Source organism: Ruegeria sp. HKCCD6604 (assembly GCF_013110635.1).
GTDB lineage: Bacteria > Pseudomonadota > Alphaproteobacteria > Rhodobacterales > Rhodobacteraceae > Ruegeria.
This window is the reverse complement of sequence record NZ_WVQW01000009.1, coordinates 48,783-69,820: the sequence shown is the minus strand read 5'-3', so window position 1 is coordinate 69,820 and position 21,038 is coordinate 48,783. Positions and strand designations below refer to the sequence as shown.

Here is a 21,038-nt window from a genome sequence, read left to right as displayed (position 1 = left end):
GGCATCCAATTGGCGGAGCCGGGCGCTCAAAGTTGAACTGTTAAGACAACTTATTCAGTGGCTTGCGCCATTTCTACCAACGCTTTCATGTCAGGATTTGCAGCCAAGTAGTCAGCATAAACCGATTCCATTGCAGACTGGAATGGGCCTTTGTCGGCGATTTCATTGACGGTGATGCCGGCCGCTTCAACATCTTTGCGCGCTTGTTCAGAGCCAATTGCCCAAAGCTCACGCTGGACCAATGCGGCTTCTTCTGCTGCACCGCGCACAGCGGTTTGCAATGCAGGAGACAGGGCATTGAATTTGGCCGTGTTCACGCAGATGCACTCGGGGATAATCAGGTGCTCGGACAAAGAATAATTTGTGGTCACTTCATAGTGACCGACATTCTTGAACGACGGGAAGTTGTTCTCCGCACCATCAACAACGCCGGTTTTCAGCGCTTGCTGAACTTCGGAGAAGGCCATTGGCGACGGGTTACCGCCCATAGCTGAAATCATAGATGTATAAAGATCGTTGTTCATCACGCGGATTTTCAGACCTTCGACATCTGCGGGCGTGTTGATCGGCTTTTGACTGTAGAAAGAACGCGCACCGGCATCAAACCATGCCAGTGGCAGAATGCCTGCTTCACCCATCGCAGATGAGACAACCTCACCGGCGTCGCCGTCCAGCACGCGGAACATGTGCGGCACATCTTTGAAGATGAAAGGAAGCGATACAAGGTTAGCTTCTTTCACCATTGGGCCAATGGGACCGAGGTTGAAGTTACCAACCTCGATTGCCCCGATACGAACTTGTTCTAGGGCATCCGGTTGGGAGCCAAGAACACCTCCGTGGAACACATCGACGGTAACTTCGCCTTCTGTAGCAGCGTTAACCAGTTCGGCGAACTTGTCCATTGCAGCCGTGTTGGGATGGCCGTCGTTGTGGATATTCCAGGCCCGCCAGTTTTCGGCTGAAGCTGACGTTGCAATGAATGCCACAGCGGTCGCAGTTGCAAAGAACGATTTCGTGAAAGTCATGGGTTCTCCTCCCCGGTTAATTTTGGACAGGATTTGGCTTTCATGGAATTTCAGAGATCGTAAGCCACGTAGCTTTCGATTTCCCCCAAGAACCAGAATCGCTGCTGCCCTTAAAGGGACACTAGTATCCAAGTTATGTCAACAGTAGGCATCTAGTATGTCAGATTGCTTGACAGTCGAAAGCGCAGGGCATTTGATAGGTGACGGGCATATATTGGTTCACTCAAGCAAAGTGAAATAGAATATTCTTTTTATTTCAATGTTATAACAGTGAATCTGTAATTTGAAACGTGACTAAGACAGAGGGCGCAAGCAACATACCGTGGAAGAAATTGTCAGACGAACCACAACCGATGCGGTCTATGAAGCGCTACACGACGAGATCGTTTCGCTAAAAATTCTTCCCGGTACAAAGCTATCCGAAACAGAGGTAGCCAGCCGATTCGGCGTATCACGCCAACCTGTTCGCAACGCATTCACAAGGCTCGGCAACGAAGATCTGCTCTTAATACGACCACAAAAGGCGACCGTAGTTCGAGGATTTTCTATGGAGCGTGTGGCTCTCGCGCGGTTGGTTAGAATGGCGGTGGAGCTAGAGATCGTCCATCGGGCAATGGAAGTTTGGGACGCAACACGTGAAGCAAAACTTGCAGAGAATCTCGCCTTACAAGAGCAGGCAATCAGTGATGGTGATCTATCGGCGTTTCACTCTCTGGACTATGATTTTCACAAACTGATCTACGTGCTCAGCGGCAATCCGATGGCATTTGAAGTAATGCTAGAATCCAAGCAAAAGGTTGACCGGCTTTGTATGCTCAGTCTTGAAAAGGGCAGTGCCGCAGACGCCATCCTCGCCGATCACCGAGAGATTGCACAGGCCATGGCGGCAGGAGACCATGACCAAGCACAAGCCGCTGTTAGAAAACACCTGTCCCGCCTCGACGAAACCATCGAGTTCATTCACAAGACGCACCCAGGCTACTTTGAGTAACCTAGGGTGTGTCGCAGCTACGGGAGCAACAAGTTTGCGGTGAGAATCTCTGATTTGTCATCTTCACCGATCGACTTCTCGCTTGGCTCAAAATATCTAGTTTCTAATAATGATAGAAGCCTGAAGGGGCTTTGTCGCACTTTTTTCTGAAGTCTGAGTGCCGCTTAAAATTTGCTGTCTTTAGATGGCTAGTTCCGCAAACTGCTTGAACGGACAGAATCCGAGTCCGAACTGACCCTTTCGGATCATCTGCGAAACTTCAATCCCATCAAGCGTAGCGGAAGCAGATTCAAAAGATTTGAAGCCGAGCATTGGTCGGATCCGGCGTTTAATAAATCGGTGGTCTTGTTCAATTATGTTGTTTAGGAATTTCCGTCTCACCATCTGGATCGGGATCGGGCAACCAAAGCCCTTCAACATCTTGTTGACGGCTTTGATACCGGCCGTGTTGGCGCCGCTTTTGTCGATAACAGTCTTGCTGGGCAATCGGTTTACTTCGAGCGCACGAGCGAAAAATTTAGTCGCTGCAGCTTTGTTCCGCCGTTTTGACAGCATGAAATCAAGGGTCTTACCGTGTTTGTCGACAGCGCGGTACAAGTAGACCCATTCACCTTTGACGCGCACGCATGTTTCGTCCATTCGCCAGGATCGATCGCAGCATTGCTTCTTACGACGCGCCCGGTCGGCGACCAGAGGGGCGTATTTAACGATCCAACGGTTCAGTGTCGCGTGATCAACCGAAGTGCTTCGCTCAGCCAGAATTTCTTCCAGATCCCGGTAGGATACAGAATAACGAAGATAGAAGAACACTGCGTGTAGTATCACGTCCCTTGGGAAGTGAGCGCCTTTGAATGAGATTGTCACGACCTGCCCCTGTCTGTTTTGAGCACGCGTCTACCAAAACTTCCGTCGGCCTAACAGGTTCGCTCAAAGTTTGCGACAGAGCCCCTGGGGTGTCGTCAGGCAAACCTGCCGTTGGCAGTATTCCAGCAGAATCTCTGTGCGGAACCCGGAATTGCTTTAAGGTAGCGTACACATCGTTGCTTCCTCACTTTGAGGCAAACCTATCCATAGCAAGATTGAAAGAAAACTGAATGAAACGTCTTTTTCCATCTCTGCCGGAGGACGCGACACTCGGAAGTGTCTATCAAGCCTTTCCAGACAAACTTTCCCCGCTTTGTGCGTACGAAAGCTTGGTGATGAGGGGAGAGAGCGACCTATCGGTCGCCCAACGTGAATTGATTGCAGCCTATGTCTCGGGCTTGAATGCTTGTGCCTATTGCCATGGCGCACACATCGTTTTCGCCAAAGCCTATGGCGTTGAAGTCGAGACAATCGAGGCACTGATGGAAGACCGCGATACGGCGCCCATCGAGGATCATCTTAAACCGTTACTAGCATACATTGAAAAGCTCACCGTCTCGCCATCACGAATGACGGAAGCCGATGCAAAAGCGGTCTACGCCGCAGGCTGGTCGGAGAGTGCGTTGTTTGATGCTATCCAAGTGTGCGGTGTCTTTAATCTCGTGAACCGCTTCATAGAAGGAACAGGTGTTCAAAGCCCTGGCACCGATCCAAGAGATGCGGACGAGGCCACTTTAAGCCGATGCCGCAGTGACAGCTTCTATACCGATTTTGGACGCGAGAACGGCCTCGACATCCCTTGAATTGATGTTGTTCGAACTTTCAAACGACGACAAAAAGCTGGTCCGAAAAAACGGCAGATGCGTCCTTCGCTCTCGGGGGTTAAATCATTCGTCGATACCAGTCGGCACCTTCAGTTATTTTGGTAGATCCATGTTCAAGCCTCAATGATCCGTCTGCTTTTCGTAGATAACCCATTTTCTGATAAGGTTTGGAGACTTGTGGTCTTTGTAAGGGGAGCGAGTTGCTTAAATTTGACGCTGAAACAACGAGATTACTTGAAATCGCCTATCAGGGAGCCGAATTGACACGGCGAAGACAGGCTTCATTTGATGCGCTGCGCCCGGCTCCTGGTGAGACTATTTTGGATGTCGGTTGTGGCAACGGGATGTTAACAGCGGAGTTGGCCCGCGCAGTCGGCTCGGATGGCTATGTCATCGGAATCGACCCAAGCGAGGATATGACAGCAGCCGCGAGAGAACGATGCAGCGACTACGCAAACGTGGAGTTTCGTGCTGGTGCTGCAAATAGCTTGCCCATTGAGGATGAGAGTGCTGACAAGGCCGTCTCGGTACAGGTCTTTGAGTACATCGACGATATAGACGGTGCACTGGATGACACGCTGCGGTGCGTCAAACCCGGCGGGCGCCTTGTCATCAGTGATCTCCACTTTGGTAGCTTAATCTGGTTCAGCGGCGAGCCTGACAGAATGCAAAAAATGCTAACTTCTTGGAACCAACACTTTGTGAGTGGTTCCCTCCCGGAAAGACTGCCCGCACTGATAAAGGCTCGCGGCAACTTTGTGGAAGATGTCTTGCCGTTCACAATGACAGATTACCAGCTAAAGCCTGATGGCCTCGCAATCATGATGATGCACCTCATGAAGCAATACGCTGTCGCAAATGACCATGTTGAACCCGCTGTTGCGCAATCGTGGTTTGACGAACAGCATAGCCTTGCAAAAGTCGGACGCTTCTTCTTTTCGATGACCCAATTTATCGTCGTGGTGCACAAAAAGGGTTGACCGTCCGGCCCCATTGCCCGGCATTTCGATGATACCATTGTCAGTCTTTTCCAGATTGGTCCAACACGGTGTAACAGTTCCGGGGCGAGCAGATATGTGCACATTAGACACTGGGGTATTTCTTCAACATTTTTCGCAACCAGTCTGGCCGAGCATCAATGCTCGAAATCATTGCTCCCAACTCCGGTTCACACACACTCTTTGCCGCTTGCTCGGGTGAGAACCAGCACCTTGTTCGCTCGTGTTTTTCCTTCCACTTCTTGCTGAGTTTCTGCACAACCATCGGGTAGAGTGTCACGCGGCAAGTTATTGCGGTGCCGTCATTGAGGATTTTGTTGTAGTCGTATGTCCCGACCGGTGTTTTGGAAATAGCGCCTATTGCGCCTGCTTCCTCCCAGGCTTCGATCTTCGCGGATGACCAAGGACTTTTTCTCTTGTTCGTCCATCCCTTTGGTGGAACCCAACGTCCTGTATCTCGGGACGTCACCATCAACACCTCTACCTTAGAAGCGTTTGACAGTCTCAAAGGCAGCGCTGCAGCCTGCGCATACAGCTTACCTGTCGTATCGGCGGCCCTTCTGGTTTTGCTCATTTATGCAGTTGCCATTACGTCTCAAACAACAAATCGACCGGGTTTATTGCGTTCTCTGTCGCGCAATACTTTCAGTTCCAATTCGTCTTCCTCATGAATCCTTGCCAGTATCTCTTTGCTGCTAACGACGGAATAAGGCTCGCCGCGTTGGGTGACGACTAAGTTTCGAATGTCGTGTTTCGCCATCAGATTGAGAGCGGTTGAAAGCTTCGAGCCAGTTGCACATGTAATTGGTTTCTCTGTCATCCAGTCATCCACTGTTTGTTCGTAGAAGGCCGAACCTGAGTCCGCGAGACACAACAGCACGTCGTGATCCGTGATGATCCCGACCAACTTCCCATCCTCAAGGACCGCAAGCGCATTCACCTCCAATAGCGCAATGGTCACCGCCGCTTCGAACACGGTTGTGTCTGCGTCGCAGAACGGGCGTCTTTTCAGATTCGGTGTGTCGACAATGCTTGAGATCGTCATTCTTTATTCCTCATGAGAAGGCACCCGGCCGAACTGATGGTTCGGGTGCGGGAAAGCGTCAAACCAGAAGTGGCATCATTGCGGTTGCAAGGCTCAATACGAGGAAGAACCCCGCCATGTCGGTTATAGTCGTCAATAAAGGGCCGCTGGCGACGGCGGGGTCCTGACCGATGCGCTTCAACAGCAATGGTAGAACACCGCCAATGGACACGGCGACGACGGTGTTGAGCCCAAGTGCTCCACCAATCACCAGCCCCAGAAACGGATTGCCTTTCCACATCCAGGCAACGACGCCGATCAGAAGCCCCAGAACGAACCCATTGATCACCCCGACCGACACTTCTTTGAACCAGACACGCATGGCGTCGATGGGCCGGACAAGGCCGAGGGACAACTCGCGCATGCTGACGGCGACGGCCTGATTGCCCGAGCAGCCGCTCATGTCGGACACCATCGGCAGGAACACTGCAAGCGCGATTACCGCGGCAAGCGTTTCTTCATAGGCGGCTATGACGCTGGCTGCTATGACGTTGAGGACGATATTGGCCGAAAGCCATTGAAGCCGCCGCCGCGCCCTAAGTGGCAGCGGCATCGAGCGAAGTTCATCACCGAAGACGCCCTGGCGTTTCAGGCTGGCCGATTCCGCACGTTCCAGAAGGGCTTCATCGACGGCAGACCGCGAGACGACGCCCACCAGATGCCCGTCCGCCTCCACGACCGGTAATCCAAGAAACGGGTGTTCATCGAACAAGTCTTCTAATTTCTCCAGCGGCATGTTGGCCGGGACGGCAATTGGAGGCGCCATGATATCGGTCAAACGCGCGCTTCGACGAGTGGACACGAGACTGCGTAATGAGACCACTCCAATTGGGGCACCATTTGAATCCAGCACATAGGGATGCTGACCCCGATAGCGTTCAAGGTCATACTCTTCATTGGCGAAGCGCCTGAGCACTCTTCCCACTGTATCGGTTTCGGAAAACGTGAAGGCTTCGGCAACCATGAGGCCTCCTGCAACATCATCCTCATATTCCACCAGCCGACGTACATTTGCGGCGTCCCCAGGATCCATCCGGGTAAGGATCGCTTCCGCATCTGCGTCTTCAAGCTCTCCTATGACATCAGCCTGAACATCGGAATCCAGCTCTTCGATGACCTCTGCGGCCTGCTCAGACTCCATGCGCTCGACAAGGTCGACCGCCATCGCGTTCGGAGCCTCTTCGACAAGTTCGGCAGCCAGTTCCGGTGACAGCAAAGATAGTGCGGCACTCCGCTGCTCTACTGGCAGATTGAGCAGTTCACGCAGGGCATCACTCAACGGAAGCGGATCAAGCAGTTTTGCGAGCTCAGCCCCGTCACGCTCTGCCAGGGCTTGCTGCAACTGCGCTTCCAGTTCCTTCGGGATAGTATCGATGTCTCTCATCTTCGTTTCATTGGTGGAGATTCTGTTCAGTGAAAGCCCTATATCAGAATATTTTTGTCTATAGACAAATTATTTTTGTCAATATAGGTAAAAGTCATGCTTGAAAGTGACTGGACATCTATGACCGCCGTACGCCTGGCCGAACTTTACGATCAGGACTTTGGCGGTAAGCCAAATGGACGCTATCGAATCCCGGACAAGCTCGTCCGTCGGATCGCAGGGCGTAGACGTTTATACGAAACAGACATCCGTGCACTGTCGGTTGCACTTTTTGAACTTGGGTACGTGTTAATCGACATGGATACGTTCTATGTCGTGATGAGCGCCAATTCGTTTGTGAACTACAGACGTGCCAACGATGATTGCTTAGAGTAAATGCTATGGTGAAGCGTGTCTCAAACCCGGAAATCATAGGTTGGCGTGAACGCATAAGCCTGCCCGAATTCGGAATAGAGAATATCCCGGCCAAGATAGACACCGGTGCAAGAACCGCAGCACTCCATGCTGTGGACCAGACAGTGTTTGAAATTGACGGCGAGCGATGGGTCGAGTTCATGATACCAGTCCAAAACCGCCGTTCACCAAACCGGGTTCGAACCAGGGTTGTCGACGAGCGCGAAATCAAGAACACAGGTGGTGTCCCCGAACGTCGATTGATCGTGAGAACGCAGCTTTTGCTCGGACGGCATCGATGGCAGATCGACGTCTCTCTGGCCAACCGCGCGAAGATGGAATTTGACTTGATTCTCGGCCGCACAGCCATTCGCAGGCGCGGTATCCTTGTCGATCCGGGTCATTCATATCTACTGAAAGCACCAAAACACCTAGCAATACCAAGAAAAAAGCTAACATCAAAGACATAGAGGGAAGCCGAGAATGAAAATTGTGATGCTGGCCCGGAACCCTGATCTTTACTCGCACAAGCGCCTCAAGGAAGCCGCCGAACAGCGGGGGCATGAACTTGATGTCGTGAACACGCTGCGCTGCTACATGAACATAGCGTCGCGTCGACCGGAGGTTTACTGTGACGGCAAAAACCTCGGACACTACGACGCGGTGATCCCCCGGATCGGAGCATCGGTCACATTCTATGGATTGGCCGTGCTGCGACAGTTCGAGATCATGGGGGTCTTTCCACTCAACGAGTCAGTGGCGATTGGCAGATCGCGCGACAAGCTGCGCTCCATGCAACTCATGGCGCGGGACGGCATTGGCCTGCCTGTCACCACGTTCGCTCATGATCCAAAGCAAACCGACGAAGTTCTCAAACTCGCGGGGGACGCTCCTCTGGTGGTCAAGCTTCTGGAAGGTACGCAGGGCATCGGGGTGGTTCTTGCCGACTCAAACCGCTCGGCAAAATCCGTGGTCGAGGCATTTCGCGGCGCGAAAGTTAACATCATGGTACAGGAGTTCATCAAGGAAGCGGGCGGTACAGATATTCGTGCGCTTGTGGTTGGTGGCCGCGTTATCGCGGCGATGCAGCGGAAGGGGGCCGAAGGAGAGTTCCGATCCAACCTGCACCGGGGCGGGAGCGCCCAGCCTATCAAGATCTCACCCGAGGAACGCTCTGTCGCTGTGCGTGCAGCTAAGACGATGGGGCTGAATGTCTGTGGCGTAGATATGCTACGCGCCAATCATGGGGCGGTTGTCATGGAGGTGAATTCCTCACCCGGACTTGAAGGGGTGGAAAAGGCAACTGGCATTGATGTTGCAGGCAAGATCGTCGAGTTCCTGGAAAAGAACGCCACCAAGGGAAACACCAAGACACGCGGGCGCGGATAACAGCCATGCGCGAGCCATTTGAAATCGGCGGTTTCACCGTCCCGGCAGGCACGCGGACTACGCTGGACCTGCCGGTGAGCGTGATGTCCGATCATACGCCGGTCAGCATGTCAGTGCATGTGGTTCATGGCCGCCGCCCAGGGCCGGTCCTGTTTGTCAGCGCGGCGGTTCATGGCGATGAAGTGATTGGCGTCGAAATCGCACGGCGATTGCTACGGGCCCCTCAACTCGACAAGATCGCGGGCACGTTGCTGGTTGTGCCTATAGTGAACGCGTTCGGCTTCATGACCCAATCGAGATACCTTCCGGACAGGCGCGACCTGAACCGGTCTTTTCCCGGTAGCGAGGGCGGATCATTGGCGGGCCGCCTCGCACATATCTTCATGACCGAAATTGTTGAGCGTTCCGATCTCGGTATCGATCTTCATTCTGCCGCTATTCATCGCACCAACCTGCCTCAAATACGAGTTTCTCCGGCCTCGGATGCAACGATCAGATTCGCCGATGCGTTCGGTGCACCGGTCGTCATGATTTCAAAGCTGCGCGACGGGTCGCTGCGAAAGGCAGCCCAAGAGCGCGGCGTCGATGTATTGCTGTTTGAAGGTGGCGAAGGGCTTCGATTTGACGAGCTTTCGGCGCGGGCGGGGCTCGCCGGTATTCTTCGGGTAATGAACGCGATGGGCATGGTTGCCAAGCGCGGGATCGCGTCTGTGCGTGAGGCGCCCGTTCATGCAAGAATGAGTTCCTGGGTACGCGCTCCGGCCGGTGGATTGCTAAGAACATTCAAGGCGGCGGGCGAATATGTAGAGGTCGGCGACTTGCTCGGCCGGATTTCGGACCCGTTTGGGGAAATCAGAATGGACGTTCTTGGAGAAGCGGACGGCATCATTGTAGGACGCACTAATTTGCCATTTGTGCACGAGGGCGACGCCTTGTTTCATATCGCCAAAACGACGAGCGCGGATGTTGAAATGCGGATCGACATGATCGCCAATCAGCTCGACGGCGATCCAATGTTCGATGAAGACGAGATCATTTAGATAGTCTGAATGTAAAAACGCGGGGCAGTTGCCCGCCCCGCGCCAGGTTACGAGATTGCACGCAATCCGCGGCTCGCCATTACCTCCCATACGACGAGCGCGATCAGCGCTGATCCCGTTAGCCATGCATTGGCCGTCGCCACAATATGGCCGGTGAAGCTCAGCGACGTTGGAGCCGCGATCAATAGGAACCCCAGAGCTGAAACCGGAGCCACCCGTGCGAGAAGGTGGCTCCGGCCGTCAGCGCCGGACATGACCAGAACAACAATGCCAGTTGCCATGAAGGCGATTGCTTCAAGTTCAGCCATGCCCTGCAACAGTGTTTCCTCCCGAAACAGGACAAAGGGGGACAAAACCAACCAAATACCCATCGCGGCAAGCAGCCATTTGTGGGGCGGGATTGGCTTCCTCATAGCCGTGACAACCTTTGCTTACTGATCACCTGTGGGACCAGGGAGAAGTTCTGCGTCAACGGCGGCAACCAATTCGTCGTCATTGATGAAACCATCTGCATTCGCATCGATCTCCAGGAAGAGATCATCCGAGACTTCAGGATACTTGGTCTGAAGCTCTGCCAGAGACGCCAGGCCATCACCGTCCATGTCAAGATCAGCGGGCATAGCGAATGCCGGAACAGCAAACAGCGAAGAGAGAAGAGCAACAACAGAAACTCGACTCATTTTGTTTTCTCCATGAGAAAATGGGCTTCTTGCCCATTGTGGGGTTGGTGCAGCGCTCCGGTGTGGGTGGCAAATTCACAGGATTCAGATTGCAACGGTTCCTCAGCTCGGGATCTCCACTACAAACGAGAATTGTTGATTGGCGTTCCGATCTGGTGGGGGCACTTTCGCGCTACATAGAGAGTATGGCACACACGTATCTTGTTGAATAACGAATTTTTCTCGCCGATAATATCGGATATTCAAATAGGTTGGCTATGGATATTGAACTTGCTCGAACTTTCCTCGCGGTTGTTGAAACGGGCACCTTTTTCGATGCTGCGAACAAAGTTCATGTCACGCAATCAACAGTCAGCATGCGAATTCGAACGCTTGAGCAACAGCTTGGTCAGCCGGTGTTCAAACGTGGTAAGTCAGGCGCAACACTGACCATTGCAGGGCGGCATTTCCTGAAACACGCTCAGGTTCTGGTGCGCACCTGGACACAGGCAAAGCTGGACGCTGGTCTTCCCGCCACCATGGCAGCAGCGTTGGAAATCGGCGCGGCGCCAAGCCTTTGGGACGGATATCTCATAAATGCCTTGCCAGACCTAATGACATCGCTACCCGATGTTGCAATCAGAGCATCAGCCGCTTCTTCCGAAACACTGACGCGCGAGATTGAAGAAGGAAAACTGGACCTTGCAATCATGTATCGGCCGCGAAGCGTGTCGAGCCTCTCTGCATTACAACTCTTTGAAGATGAGTTTGTTCTTGTCACCAGCGGCCCGTTGGCCCTTCCTACCGTTCACAGCGTCAACTATGTCTTTATTGATTGGGGCCCTGAGTTCCGAGCAGACCATTTGTTGAACTTTCCGGAGCTTGACACGCCGCGCCTTCAGCTTGGCATCGGAACCCTGGGCCTTCAGTATCTGAAGTCAGTTCCTGCAGCCGGATACTTTCCCAAGCGTGTGATTATGCCAGAGCTTGAAGAAGGCTGGCTCGCATTGATAGAGGCTGCGCCGCGCTTCGCATACGCAGCCTATGCGGTGTTTGATGGGAGCGACGTTGATGGGTTGCCGGGCCAAGCCGCAAAACAGCTTCGCAGCCTCGCGGCCTCCGTTTGTTGAATACGAGTTAGATTAATTCCGAAACCAAAATCTCAGCTCAAAGGAAGGGCTGAACCCAGACCACAAGCCCCCTTAATCTCATCGCCGAGCCTTGAAGTCTGACATCGCCGAGATATCGCTGATTGCGTTACGTGGGGTTTTGGAAGCATGTGAGTAAGTGAAAGTGCAACTTTCAAAAAACTGTGGAACTACCGGAACTCAAGGCTGCTCTTGCAAACGGGTTCTGTGATCACTGCGGCGCCACGGTATCGAAACTGATCCAACTCGGGGAGATTCTGGAACTCTGCGGACCGGAACACTGTTTTGACTATGAGACCGGCGAGAGTATCGAGGTCGCCATTGCGCTTTGCCTTTCCTACCACAAAGCCAATCATTTAGATGCGCAGCAACAGCATGACCCTTGCCACATTTCTGCGCGGCGAAGCCGGGGTGGTCTGGATTGATTGCCCAGACCCTAGTGCGGAAAGGTATTGCATAGGAGTAAAGCTGCACACTCTTAATAGGCAATCCGTGTTGCGGCCAGCATCAGTGGTCTTAACTTTCCAACCCACATAAAGAAGGATTGCCAATGAACACCCAAACAGTCACTCCCATCTGCGCGTTTGATATAGTAGCTGGCCAAGCAGTCCCCGTCTCTTCAGAGTGGCTAGAACCCTTTGCAAGGCAGCAAAACGGTTACCGCTGGATTCATTTCGACCTCGCCGACAGCGGCTTAAGGCAATGGGCATCCGAACAACTGCCAAACATAGCCGCGCAAGCATTGCTTCAATCCGAAACGCGACCACGATGTGATCTGCACGAGGATGGCATCATCCTGAACCTGCGCGGCGTTAACCTGAACCCTGACGCGTCTCCGGAGGATATGGTTTCTCTAAGGCTCTGGGCCACGGAAAGAACCATCGTATCTGCCCGTGTGCGCAAAGTCTGGGTAGCAGATAGTCTTCGCCTAAAAGCCGAAAGCGGTACGGGGCCGGAAAGTGTTGGTGCATTTTTGGCAGAACTTGCTTCGGGGCTCACAAAGCGGATTGAGGCTGTTTCCCTTGAACTTGAAGACGAGACAGACTCTCTCGAAGAGGTTGGGCTTTCAGGAAATGAAATCAAACCAGAGAGCATTGCGCGATTGCGGCAAACGGTGATCAAACTTCGGCGCTATATCAGCCCGCAACGCGATGCGCTCGATGCTTTGTCCTCATTGAAAAGTAGCGTAATTCACAGCGACGCATCCGTATTGGTCAATGAAACCGCGAACCGCACTCGCCGTACGCTTGAGGAACTGGATGCAAGCCGGGACCGCTTGACAGCCCTTCAGGAGCAAATGGACGCCGAACACGCGAATGCGCTTGCTCGAAACGGCTATCTCTTGTCTGTCGTGGCCGCGATCTTTCTGCCACTCGGATTTCTGACTGGACTGTTTGGCGTGAATATTGCCGGAATGCCCGGCTTGAGTGCGCCCTTTGCGTTTTGGGCGCTGACACTGGCGTCGGTTGCCATCGGAATTGCACTTTACGTCGTATTCAAACTCTCGAAGTGGTTGTAGCGAAAGCAGATTGCCAAAGGTTGACCAAACTGCTGGACAGAAAGCCTTGATCACCTTCGCCAAATCGCGTTTGCGAGCAAAATAGCTTCTCATTTCCCAATTTGACATTAGGCTGGAGCCGATGTTCCGACAGCTCTTACCGATATCAGCGCTACTTCTTGGATCAGGGCTTCTTCTATTTGCAGGTGGTGTCCACGGTCTGATACTTCCCGTTCGTGGATCCTTCGAAGGTTTTTCCGCCAGCTCTCTCGGCCTTTTAGGAACGGGGTGGGCAGTTGGCTATGTAGCAGGATGCCTTGTTGCACCAAGGCTTGTTGGGGCAGTAGGGCATATTCGAACCTTCGGCGTAATGTGTGCTCTCGCTGCCGTAACGATCCTTTTCCAGGCCGTTGTAGTGGAAACGTGGGCTTGGATACCGTCGCGCGCAGTATCAGGATTTTGTTTTGCTGGCGCAGCAATGATCGTCGAATCTTGGCTCAACGACAAGGTTGAACCCAATACGCGTGGTACAGTCTTTGGTGTCTACACGATGGTTAACCTGGGTGCGGTGACAGCCGGTCAGATGGCTATCTCACTGGGAGATGCATCGGGTTTCATTTTCTTTGCCGTAGGCGCGATGGTCTATTGTTTGGCGCTTATACCAACTGCCCTGTCAACCTCGGCATCGCCAGCACCCCTGACATCTGTGCGTCTCGATCTACCGGCGTTGTGGCGAAACTCACCAGTTGCGGTCGCTGCGGTCTTTCTTGTTGGCATTTCAAATGCAGCATTTGGGACTCTTGCTGCGGTGTATGCGGATCGCGTTGGGCTATCACTTACTGCAATAGCTTTGTTCGCGAGTATTCCGGTTTTGGCCGGAGCTTTTGCACAAATTCCAATTGGATTTGCAAGTGATCGAATGGACCGGCGTAAAGTCTTACTTTTTACAGCGGTCGTAGCTCTTGCTTCGGATCTGGCTTTTGTCCTTCTTGCGCCGGAGTCGCGCGTCATGAACCTTGCTTTGGTCGGGATGTTCGGCGCTGCAATTTTTGCGATGTATCCAATCATTGTTGCGCACGCGAACGACCATGCACCACCTGGAACGTCCATCCAAGTCTCAGGCGGCCTTTTGATGGTCTTCGGCTTAGGTTCAATTGTAGGGCCGTTGATCGCTGGTTTCGCCATGACAGCACTCGGGCCGCGGGGTTTGTTTCTTACAACCGTCGCAGCGCATTGCCTGATGATACTATTTACGATTTGGCGAATTCTGACTAAGTCCGCAGTTCCCGAGGGCGAGAAGACTGCATTTAGAGTCAGCGCTCCCGCAAGGGTGGTTACGCCTGAAACTGCCGTCCTTGCTGCCGGTGAAGATGAAGCAATTTCGCTTGCTGACGCTGAGAGCGAGCTGGGCGCCCATCCCGATGTGAAAGGTAAATTGGCTCCAAATTCAAGTTCCGAAAACAGTCTGCCCTGATCGTTGCAAATTTTTTCGCCACGCGCGATGCTGGTCCACTGCCAGCGTGAGAGTAATACCGTCCGCCCAAGACGCTCAATAACCGCTGGAAGCGCCGGAGCGACAAGAGCGAATTTGCCCGAACCACGGCGTGGATGACGGATATTTGCGCGCCAGAGTGGGACACCGGCCTCTATCAAAGACGAGTTGAATTGTGACGCTATTTTCACGGGATCGCCGGAGTTTCGACCTTCATTCAACCTCATTGCTAACCTCTTACCATTGGACACGGCGCAACATGGGAGGAGCTCCAATAAATTGCCGACTGTCAGCAACGAAGTTATCAAGTATATCACAAACTCTTCTCCGCTCGAGACCATGAAGGATTAGGGCGCCGGGGCCGGCGAGATGAGTGGAAAACTGTTTCCTTCACAAAAGCCAGCGATGGCTTCTTCCTAGATGGCGAGGCGCATTTCCAGTCTGTCCGCGCGGCTTGAGACAACGGCCTTACCGATACGAACCCGCTCGTTGACGACACAGGCGGAAGTATCAACCAGGACACAGAACAGAAAGTTCAAGTTATGTTTTCAGGTCCGTACCTCGATGCGTTGGCGAAAGGCTTAGGAAGAGCTCTCAAGATCAAAGAATGGAAAGATAACCCCAACAAACCGTCAATCGGCCACCCGTAGGTAGCCGCGCAACGGAATTTGGTTTCTGAATCCAAGATGACTAGGACAATTCATTGACCCGGCCCCCTGAAAACCATTCTGGATGTGAAATCGAGTCTTTGCTTCGTTTCGAGCAGTAATACTATCAACAGCCGCCTATCACAGTCCGCTCCTGGGAATCCGCAATGCAGCAATAAACATCCGCGCGGACAGCAACTTTGGACCGCCATATGACAGGTTGTAGGAAGAAATCATAGTATTGCCTCAGATTTCAGCATAAACGAGCAATTTGAACCAAGTTGGTTGCGCCAATTCGCTGACCATCGGTTTCAGCTGGCGTATATCGGTTCCGTAACACCCTCCAACTACTTGAACCTACGGATTCTTCCGTGCAATCGCGGCAGTCTGCTTTCCAAGCTCAATTGGATCGCCTTGGTCCAATTCATCTGCTTCGCCAAGTTCCGCATGCGAGCAACTCGAAGCGTTAGCCACCACGTCTTTCAGTCGGGGGTGGTTGCCAAGCGCTCCGGCGAAATGAGCCGGATGAACGCAATTGACAATAAAAACAGCGCTACCGCCTCGGTAGCCCCGTCGATCTTATCAATTCCGTCCACAAGTTTGGTTCCGTCCGCTAGGTATCCGTCTGTCTCTACAACCAGATACATGATGATCGGCAGATGCACCACCAAAACGGCGCGTGGTCTGATCGGTGGGAACAAAGTTTGCCACAGAGCTTCCACCCAGTTGGCGTTTCGAAGGTCGGCTTCGATTATCAGAGTTATCTGGTTAACTATACAGAACACCGTTTTCGAGCATTATACCCAAAACGCTTTGGGTTTGAGTTCGCGGCGCGGCTCAAAGGAAGGAAAGCGTACTAAAGCCCTACTTTTTGCAAAGCCTACTCTCGCGGCCCGATGCAGTTAATAATCGCGTTCAACAGCTGATTCATGTTTCCACTCGTAAAGCTGTCCTTCATGCATGTTGCAGGCCGTTGGGTCTTCTTTAGGCAGATCAAGCCGCCGCGCGGAATACTCTGACCGGTCAACTTAAACGCCTTGGTTCACGCAATTGTTTGTGTATCATGTCACCAAACGTTGCCGCCTTACAGATTTGCACAGTCCTTAGCCGAACTTCTGCGGAGTGTCGTTAATGCACGCCATCGATGATCTCGGATGGCCTGAAGCGTACATTGAGCTTCTGCCGCTGATAACTGACCGCTGGTTGGTAAAGGATGAGATTTATTTTCACCGGCAGCTAAGTGCCGGTAAGTCCGGAGCCCTAGTTTATATTGTCGACATTACATGCGACACGTTCAGCGGCCAGGCCATACTTAAGTTCGACGCCCTGCCCGATCCGGAATGGAATGAAAAGGCCGAAAACCAAAGGCATCTGGAAGCGTTTGAAGCGGTTCCCGCGTTTGGATCAAAGCACCTGGCGCGGGTCGTCCACTCTTTGGAACACGAGGGTAAGATTGCGATCCTGTCCACCGTTGTGGCGCAAGGACTTGAATACTCACTTCCCTGGAACGATTGCGGCTATGAGCCGGCCTTGAACGTTCTAGAGCGGCTGTCGAGAAGCCTGCTTGACGACTGGAATATCGATTACAAGATGGCGCCTGGCTTGCACTCGCCTCAGGATCTGCTTGCTGGATGGCTCGGCTACAGGTTGGATCCTGAGCCAGGCCGGCTACATCACTTTCTTTTGGATGTTTGCGGACATGACCCGCACGAGCGTTGTCTTATGTTTGAAGGGCATTGGTACCCAAACCCGCTGGCCTTTGCCTTTGAAAAGAACCTGCCGGGCCGGTTGAGCGTAAGAGCGGCAAAGGGACGGGTGCATGGGGACCTCCATGGCTACAATGTACTGGTTCGATCGCACCAGTCCCGCGATCCTGATTATTTTCTGATCGATTTGGCCATGTATGAAGACAAGCAATTCTTGTTTTACGATCATGCGTATTTCGAGATGGCGTACCTTCTGGCGCGGCGCGGAAACTGCATACCTGCCCAATGGGATGCCATCCTAGATGACTTAGGCCTCTTTCATTCGAAACACCACACATTGGGGCTTTGGCAGGATGACGTCGGCCTCGTCGAGTTCGTCAGAACTCTTCGGCGAGGCGCTATGAGTTGGGTCGAGCGCCACGAAAGCCATCGGCTAAGCTTTATGGAAAGCCAATACTTGCTGGCCCGTGTCGCCGTGGGCCTGAATTTTGCACACAAGAACCTCAACGTCGGCGCACGCAGCCACGCATTCTTGTATGCAGCTCACAATCTCAAAGACTACATGACACTCAACAATGTTGAATGGCCCAGACACGGTCCAGTGTTCCGTTTTCCAGCGACACGGGGAGCTATGTCTGATTCTCAATCTAAGGCCGAAACGCTTGCACCAAGAACCGAGCCTCCACCCGAAAAAGACCGTCTGTTTGATCAGATGATCACTCAGCTTCCAGCGCCGCAAAAACCAGTAATCGCAGTGCTACCTTTCGACTGCCTTAGTGGGCAAAGCGACACCAACGGGTTTGTGGCTGGCATCAACCATGAACTTGTAACCGAACTTGCCAAAGTGGATTGGCTGTCAGTCGTCTCACCAACCTCCACCCAGCTCCTCAAGGATGCTTCTTTGGTTGGAGAAGAGATCGCACAACGTCTCGGGGCCCACTATTTGGTAGAGGGTTCCGTGCGTTATGACGATCAGCGCGTTCGCGTGACTGCCCATCTGGTAGATACATCGACCGGGCATGATCTTTGGGCTGATCGCCTGGATCACAAGACAGAAGATGTCTTTTCCTTGCAGGAGGAGATCGCGTCAGCCGTTGTCGGGCACATAGATTGGGAGTTACGGTTCGACTTACGCGAACAAGCCCGGTTGAAACGTGGTGAGGTCAACGTTTGGGACAGGGTTCAAAAAGCGCTATGGCATCTCTTCAAATTCACAGATGAAGATACACAGAAGGCAAAGGATATTCTAACCAGAACTATCGACATCGCACCAGAATATGCACTTGCGCACGCGGTGATTGCGAACGCCGAGCTTCGGAAACTGTTCTTCGTCCAGGTCGATGATCGGGAAGAGGCGAAGGAACGCGCGCTATATCACGCAGAGCGGGCCGTGGCATTGGATGAACAAAGTAGTTTTGCGCACGCAAGTCTTGCCCGTGCCTACACTCAGTTCAACAAACACGATACCGCGATTGCAGAGGCTCAGCTCGCGGTCAGTCTAAATCCAAGCGCGGCAAACGCTCATTTGGTTCTTGGGTATGCGCATCTCGCAAACGGGCAGGCAAAGCTCGCGTTATCGCATTTCGAGACCGCTACCCGGTTTGGGCCATCGGGTCCTTATTTCAAGGTGAAATTGTTGGCTAAAGCCTTTTGCCTTTATGTTCTCGACAGTTTTGGCCAGGCCGAAAGTTGTGCGAGAACAGCATTGGAGGGAAAATCGGTTGATCCGTTCGGTCGCTATGTGCTGGCGGCAATACTAATTCGGCAGAAAGCCATAGGCGCCGCGAGACGAATGATTCGTCAGAGCCAAGAAAAACGCCCCGACATGACCTGTTCCCGCGTCCGTCTGGCATTCGAAAACCTGCAACAACGCGATATTGACAGGTTCGTTGAAGATCTTCGGGAAGCTGGGTTGCCGGATTGAGCTTGGCCCTTTTCGGTCTGCCTGGTGCCGCAATAGCACTTCTTTCGAATCGTTCAGCCAGATAAGAAGCCAGGCCCCGTGCCTCTGGCAACGCATGTATCAATGAGGCGGATGGTCCGCAGCCGTTGGCCGATGGTGCAAACGGGTTGCGATCAAAACACCACTGACAATCTACGCACCACCAACGCCTTGATAGGTCCGATTGTCCATGCCCTTTGCAGCCACGGCTTCGACCGCAACAAATATCGGCACGAGATAGGCAAATAGAGAAGCTGTCGAAACACCGACTTCGTTTGTACCAAAATTTATCAGGTGGAGGTAGATAGCACCCATGCCAACACCAATGAACAGGATCGATCCCCAGACCTGCCAAGAGTAGTCCAATGGCTGAGATGTACCAGCTTCATGTATCACAATGAACGGCAGCAGGACGACAATGCCAACAACGAATATCACGAATAAACCTTCATCTGGCTTAGGGTGCATGCGCCATTTCTTCAGAAGAACCAAATACAGCCCGCGGCAGGCATTGGAGGCTATCATCAAAAGAAAGGCGAGCGCGGGCGCATCGGCCAGAATATCCGCGCGGACCAAAACCAGCCACCCGGTCATGAGCCCCATGAGACTGACAACGATCAACACGGTCTGGATCAGCCGGCAGACCATGGCCGAAAGCGCCAGGCCCGGCGCTATGGCGCGAAAGATCCGGTAGAGCAGAATGGCCAGAGCGGCATCGCTGAGATCGATCAGGGGCGCGCGCAGGCCAAGTTCGGCACCAAAGCCCGTCATGATGATCGCGAGGTAAAACAGCCCCGGCGAGCCATATCTCGCACGCAAGATCGGGGGTGAGGGTAAGCTTGGGCATTGGGACCGTCCTTATTGACACCTGGTCAGACATTTCTTGCAAGCACCGGCTTGTGCCGCGCGAATGTAGCACGGGCGCTGGTCCGGTTCGCGCGCTGCCCCGCCCAGACGGAGGCAAGGACGATGACCGCGCCCAAGCCCTGCAGGGGTAAGAGCGACTGCCCAAGCACCACCCAGCCCAGGAAAACCGCAGTAACGGGGCTCATCATGCCCAACATGGCGACGGCACCGGGCTCGATCCGGGCGACACCCCGGAACCAGAGCGCATAGGTGGCTGCCGCGCCGATGAGGCCAAGCCAGACCAGCCCGGCCAGGTTCGTCGCCGTCAGCGGCGGCAAGGGCGGTTCGATGATCAGTGCGAACGGCAAAAGGACAAGCCCCCCGGCGGTCAGCTGCCACGCGGTGAAGCTCAGCGCCGAGACGGGCGGCTGCCACTTGCGGCTGAGCACGGTACCCGCCGCCATGGAGGCGGCACCGCCCAGACCCGCGGCGACACCGATGGGATCGAGTGCGGCCTCGGGTCCGATCAACAGCAGTGCGACGCCCAGTATGCCGGTTGCCGCCGCGGCGACCGCGCCAGCCCGGATCGGTGTGCCGAGCCAGCCGCGCGCCATGAGAATGACCATCATCGCCTGCAGCGATCCGAGCGTCGCCGCGACTCCGCCCGGCAGCCGATAGGCGGCCACGAACAGAAGCACCCAGAACAGGGCGAAGTTGAAGCTGCCGAGCAGGAAGGCGCGGCCAAGCCATGCGCGTGGCGGCAGGCAGCGCGTGAGGGCAAGCAGGAGCAGGCCGGCGGGCAGCGCGCGCAGCGCGGCAAGGGTCACGGGATAGCCCACCGGCAGCGCCTCGGTGGTGACAATATAGGTGCTGCCCCAGATCGCCGGGGCGAGCGCCGTGAGAAGAATGTCGCTGGTGCGTGACATGGATCGTATCTCCTTGTTCGGGGCTCACCAGAGCAGGTGATGGGGCAGCCGGGGTGGTCTGGCGCAGGCATCAAGGCCGATATCGCGCCGCATGTGCGGCGAGAGATCCCGTGCCAATTCGCACAACCTGCGGCGGTGGATCCGGCTGCGCGAAAGACGGGCGAAAGAGGTCATGAGGGTCT

General features: G+C 53.8%; 22 protein-coding genes. 11 read left to right on the top strand and 11 right to left on the bottom strand.

Translation table 11 applies throughout. The features are described 5' to 3' along the window. Positions 1-50: 50 nt before the first annotated feature. Positions 51-1,025: a TRAP transporter substrate-binding protein gene (locus tag GS614_RS18200; RefSeq protein WP_171117754.1), complete on the bottom strand. Its 975-nt coding sequence runs from the start codon at positions 1,023-1,025 to the stop codon at positions 51-53. A 322-nt stretch (positions 1,026-1,347) separates the two neighbouring features. On the opposite strand from GS614_RS18200, the gene GS614_RS22480 reads away from it, so the two are divergent. Beyond that, complete coding sequence (locus GS614_RS22480; protein WP_171169384.1) at positions 1,348-2,016, top strand: GntR family transcriptional regulator; 669 nt, start codon at positions 1,348-1,350, stop codon at positions 2,014-2,016. Positions 2,017-2,196: 180 nt separating this feature from the next. Here the strand turns inward: GS614_RS22480 and GS614_RS18190 are convergent, their stop codons facing one another. Next, entirely contained in the window at positions 2,197-2,880 is a 684-nt protein-coding gene (locus tag GS614_RS18190) for an IS6 family transposase (RefSeq protein WP_171206972.1), read from the bottom strand. Between the two features lie 230 nt (positions 2,881-3,110). Between GS614_RS18190 and GS614_RS18185 the strand changes: the two genes are divergently transcribed. Beyond that, positions 3,111-3,683 carry a carboxymuconolactone decarboxylase family protein gene (locus GS614_RS18185; RefSeq protein WP_171726991.1) on the top strand — a complete coding sequence of 191 codons (573 nt, stop codon included), beginning with the start codon at positions 3,111-3,113 and terminating at the stop codon, positions 3,681-3,683. 221 nt (positions 3,684-3,904) lie between these two features. Next, entirely contained in the window at positions 3,905-4,684 is a 780-nt protein-coding gene (locus GS614_RS18180; RefSeq protein ID WP_171726990.1) for a methyltransferase domain-containing protein, read from the top strand. A 103-nt stretch (positions 4,685-4,787) separates the two neighbouring features. On the opposite strand, the gene GS614_RS18175 is transcribed toward GS614_RS18180, so the two are convergent. From GS614_RS18175 to mgtE, 3 genes are read right to left on the bottom strand one after another with little or no spacing between them, the layout of a single operon-like run. Further along, entirely contained in the window at positions 4,788-5,276 is a 489-nt protein-coding gene (locus tag GS614_RS18175; protein ID WP_171117744.1) for an NUDIX hydrolase, read from the bottom strand. Between the two features lie 21 nt (positions 5,277-5,297). Next, positions 5,298-5,747 (bottom strand): CBS domain-containing protein, encoded by a 450-nt coding sequence (locus tag GS614_RS18170; RefSeq protein ID WP_171206975.1) that lies wholly within the window; start codon positions 5,745-5,747, stop codon positions 5,298-5,300. 58 nt (positions 5,748-5,805) lie between these two features. Next, the gene (gene mgtE / locus GS614_RS18165) at positions 5,806-7,170 is read right to left on the bottom strand and encodes a magnesium transporter (protein WP_171726989.1); all 1,365 of its coding nucleotides are present in this window, start codon (positions 7,168-7,170) and stop codon (positions 5,806-5,808) included. Positions 7,171-7,266: 96 nt separating this feature from the next. Here mgtE and GS614_RS18160 point away from each other — a divergent pair, with 96 nt between their 5' ends. The 4 genes from GS614_RS18160 to GS614_RS18145 are packed head-to-tail and all read left to right on the top strand — an operon-like array spanning position 7,267 to position 9,992. Beyond that, on the top strand, positions 7,267-7,545 hold the full coding sequence (locus tag GS614_RS18160; protein ID WP_171117739.1) for a hypothetical protein: 279 nt from the start codon (positions 7,267-7,269) through the stop codon (positions 7,543-7,545). 5 nt (positions 7,546-7,550) lie between these two features. Beyond that, on the top strand, positions 7,551-8,033 hold the full coding sequence (locus tag GS614_RS22475) for a RimK/LysX family protein (protein ID WP_171117737.1): 483 nt from the start codon (positions 7,551-7,553) through the stop codon (positions 8,031-8,033). A gap of 13 nt (positions 8,034-8,046) precedes the next feature. Next, a complete protein-coding gene (rimK, locus tag GS614_RS18150; RefSeq protein WP_171726988.1) occupies positions 8,047-8,952 on the top strand; it encodes a 30S ribosomal protein S6--L-glutamate ligase in 906 nt (301 codons plus the stop codon). A 5-nt stretch (positions 8,953-8,957) separates the two neighbouring features. After that, positions 8,958-9,992, top strand: coding sequence for a succinylglutamate desuccinylase/aspartoacylase family protein (locus GS614_RS18145; protein ID WP_171726987.1), 1,035 nt, complete (start codon positions 8,958-8,960; stop codon positions 9,990-9,992). A gap of 47 nt (positions 9,993-10,039) precedes the next feature. Here the strand turns inward: GS614_RS18145 and GS614_RS18140 are convergent, their stop codons facing one another. Both GS614_RS18140 and GS614_RS18135 read right to left on the bottom strand, forming a co-directional pair. After that, a complete protein-coding gene (locus GS614_RS18140) occupies positions 10,040-10,405 on the bottom strand; it encodes a hypothetical protein (RefSeq protein ID WP_171117731.1) in 366 nt (121 codons plus the stop codon). Positions 10,406-10,423: 18 nt separating this feature from the next. Next, complete coding sequence (locus tag GS614_RS18135) at positions 10,424-10,672, bottom strand: hypothetical protein (protein ID WP_171169366.1); 249 nt, start codon at positions 10,670-10,672, stop codon at positions 10,424-10,426. A 257-nt stretch (positions 10,673-10,929) separates the two neighbouring features. Here GS614_RS18135 and GS614_RS18130 point away from each other — a divergent pair, with 257 nt between their 5' ends. The 3 genes from GS614_RS18130 to GS614_RS18120 all read left to right on the top strand — a co-directional run bounded on the left by GS614_RS18130 (position 10,930) and on the right by GS614_RS18120 (position 14,771). Beyond that, complete coding sequence (locus tag GS614_RS18130; protein ID WP_171206982.1) at positions 10,930-11,781, top strand: LysR family transcriptional regulator; 852 nt, start codon at positions 10,930-10,932, stop codon at positions 11,779-11,781. A gap of 568 nt (positions 11,782-12,349) precedes the next feature. Beyond that, entirely contained in the window at positions 12,350-13,318 is a 969-nt protein-coding gene (locus GS614_RS18125) for a zinc transporter ZntB (RefSeq protein WP_171726986.1), read from the top strand. Between the two features lie 121 nt (positions 13,319-13,439). Beyond that, positions 13,440-14,771, top strand: coding sequence for an MFS transporter (locus GS614_RS18120; protein ID WP_171331127.1), 1,332 nt, complete (start codon positions 13,440-13,442; stop codon positions 14,769-14,771). Positions 14,772-15,918: 1,147 nt separating this feature from the next. On the opposite strand, the gene GS614_RS18115 is transcribed toward GS614_RS18120, so the two are convergent. Next, the gene (locus GS614_RS18115) at positions 15,919-16,137 is read right to left on the bottom strand and encodes a hypothetical protein (protein WP_171117720.1); all 219 of its coding nucleotides are present in this window, start codon (positions 16,135-16,137) and stop codon (positions 15,919-15,921) included. 430 nt (positions 16,138-16,567) lie between these two features. Here GS614_RS18115 and GS614_RS18110 point away from each other — a divergent pair, with 430 nt between their 5' ends. Then, complete coding sequence (locus GS614_RS18110; protein ID WP_171726984.1) at positions 16,568-19,066, top strand: hypothetical protein; 2,499 nt, start codon at positions 16,568-16,570, stop codon at positions 19,064-19,066. A 171-nt stretch (positions 19,067-19,237) separates the two neighbouring features. Here the strand turns inward: GS614_RS18110 and GS614_RS18105 are convergent, their stop codons facing one another. Genes GS614_RS18105 through GS614_RS18095 form a run of 3 tightly spaced genes read right to left on the bottom strand, consistent with a single transcriptional unit; the run spans position 19,238 to position 21,030 of the window. After that, entirely contained in the window at positions 19,238-19,903 is a 666-nt protein-coding gene (locus GS614_RS18105; RefSeq protein ID WP_171726983.1) for an EamA family transporter, read from the bottom strand. 53 nt (positions 19,904-19,956) lie between these two features. Then, positions 19,957-20,856 (bottom strand): EamA family transporter, encoded by a 900-nt coding sequence (locus GS614_RS18100; RefSeq protein WP_171726982.1) that lies wholly within the window; start codon positions 20,854-20,856, stop codon positions 19,957-19,959. Between the two features lie 24 nt (positions 20,857-20,880). Then, positions 20,881-21,030 carry a hypothetical protein gene (locus GS614_RS18095; protein WP_171726981.1) on the bottom strand — a complete coding sequence of 50 codons (150 nt, stop codon included), beginning with the start codon at positions 21,028-21,030 and terminating at the stop codon, positions 20,881-20,883. Positions 21,031-21,038 lie beyond the last annotated feature (8 nt).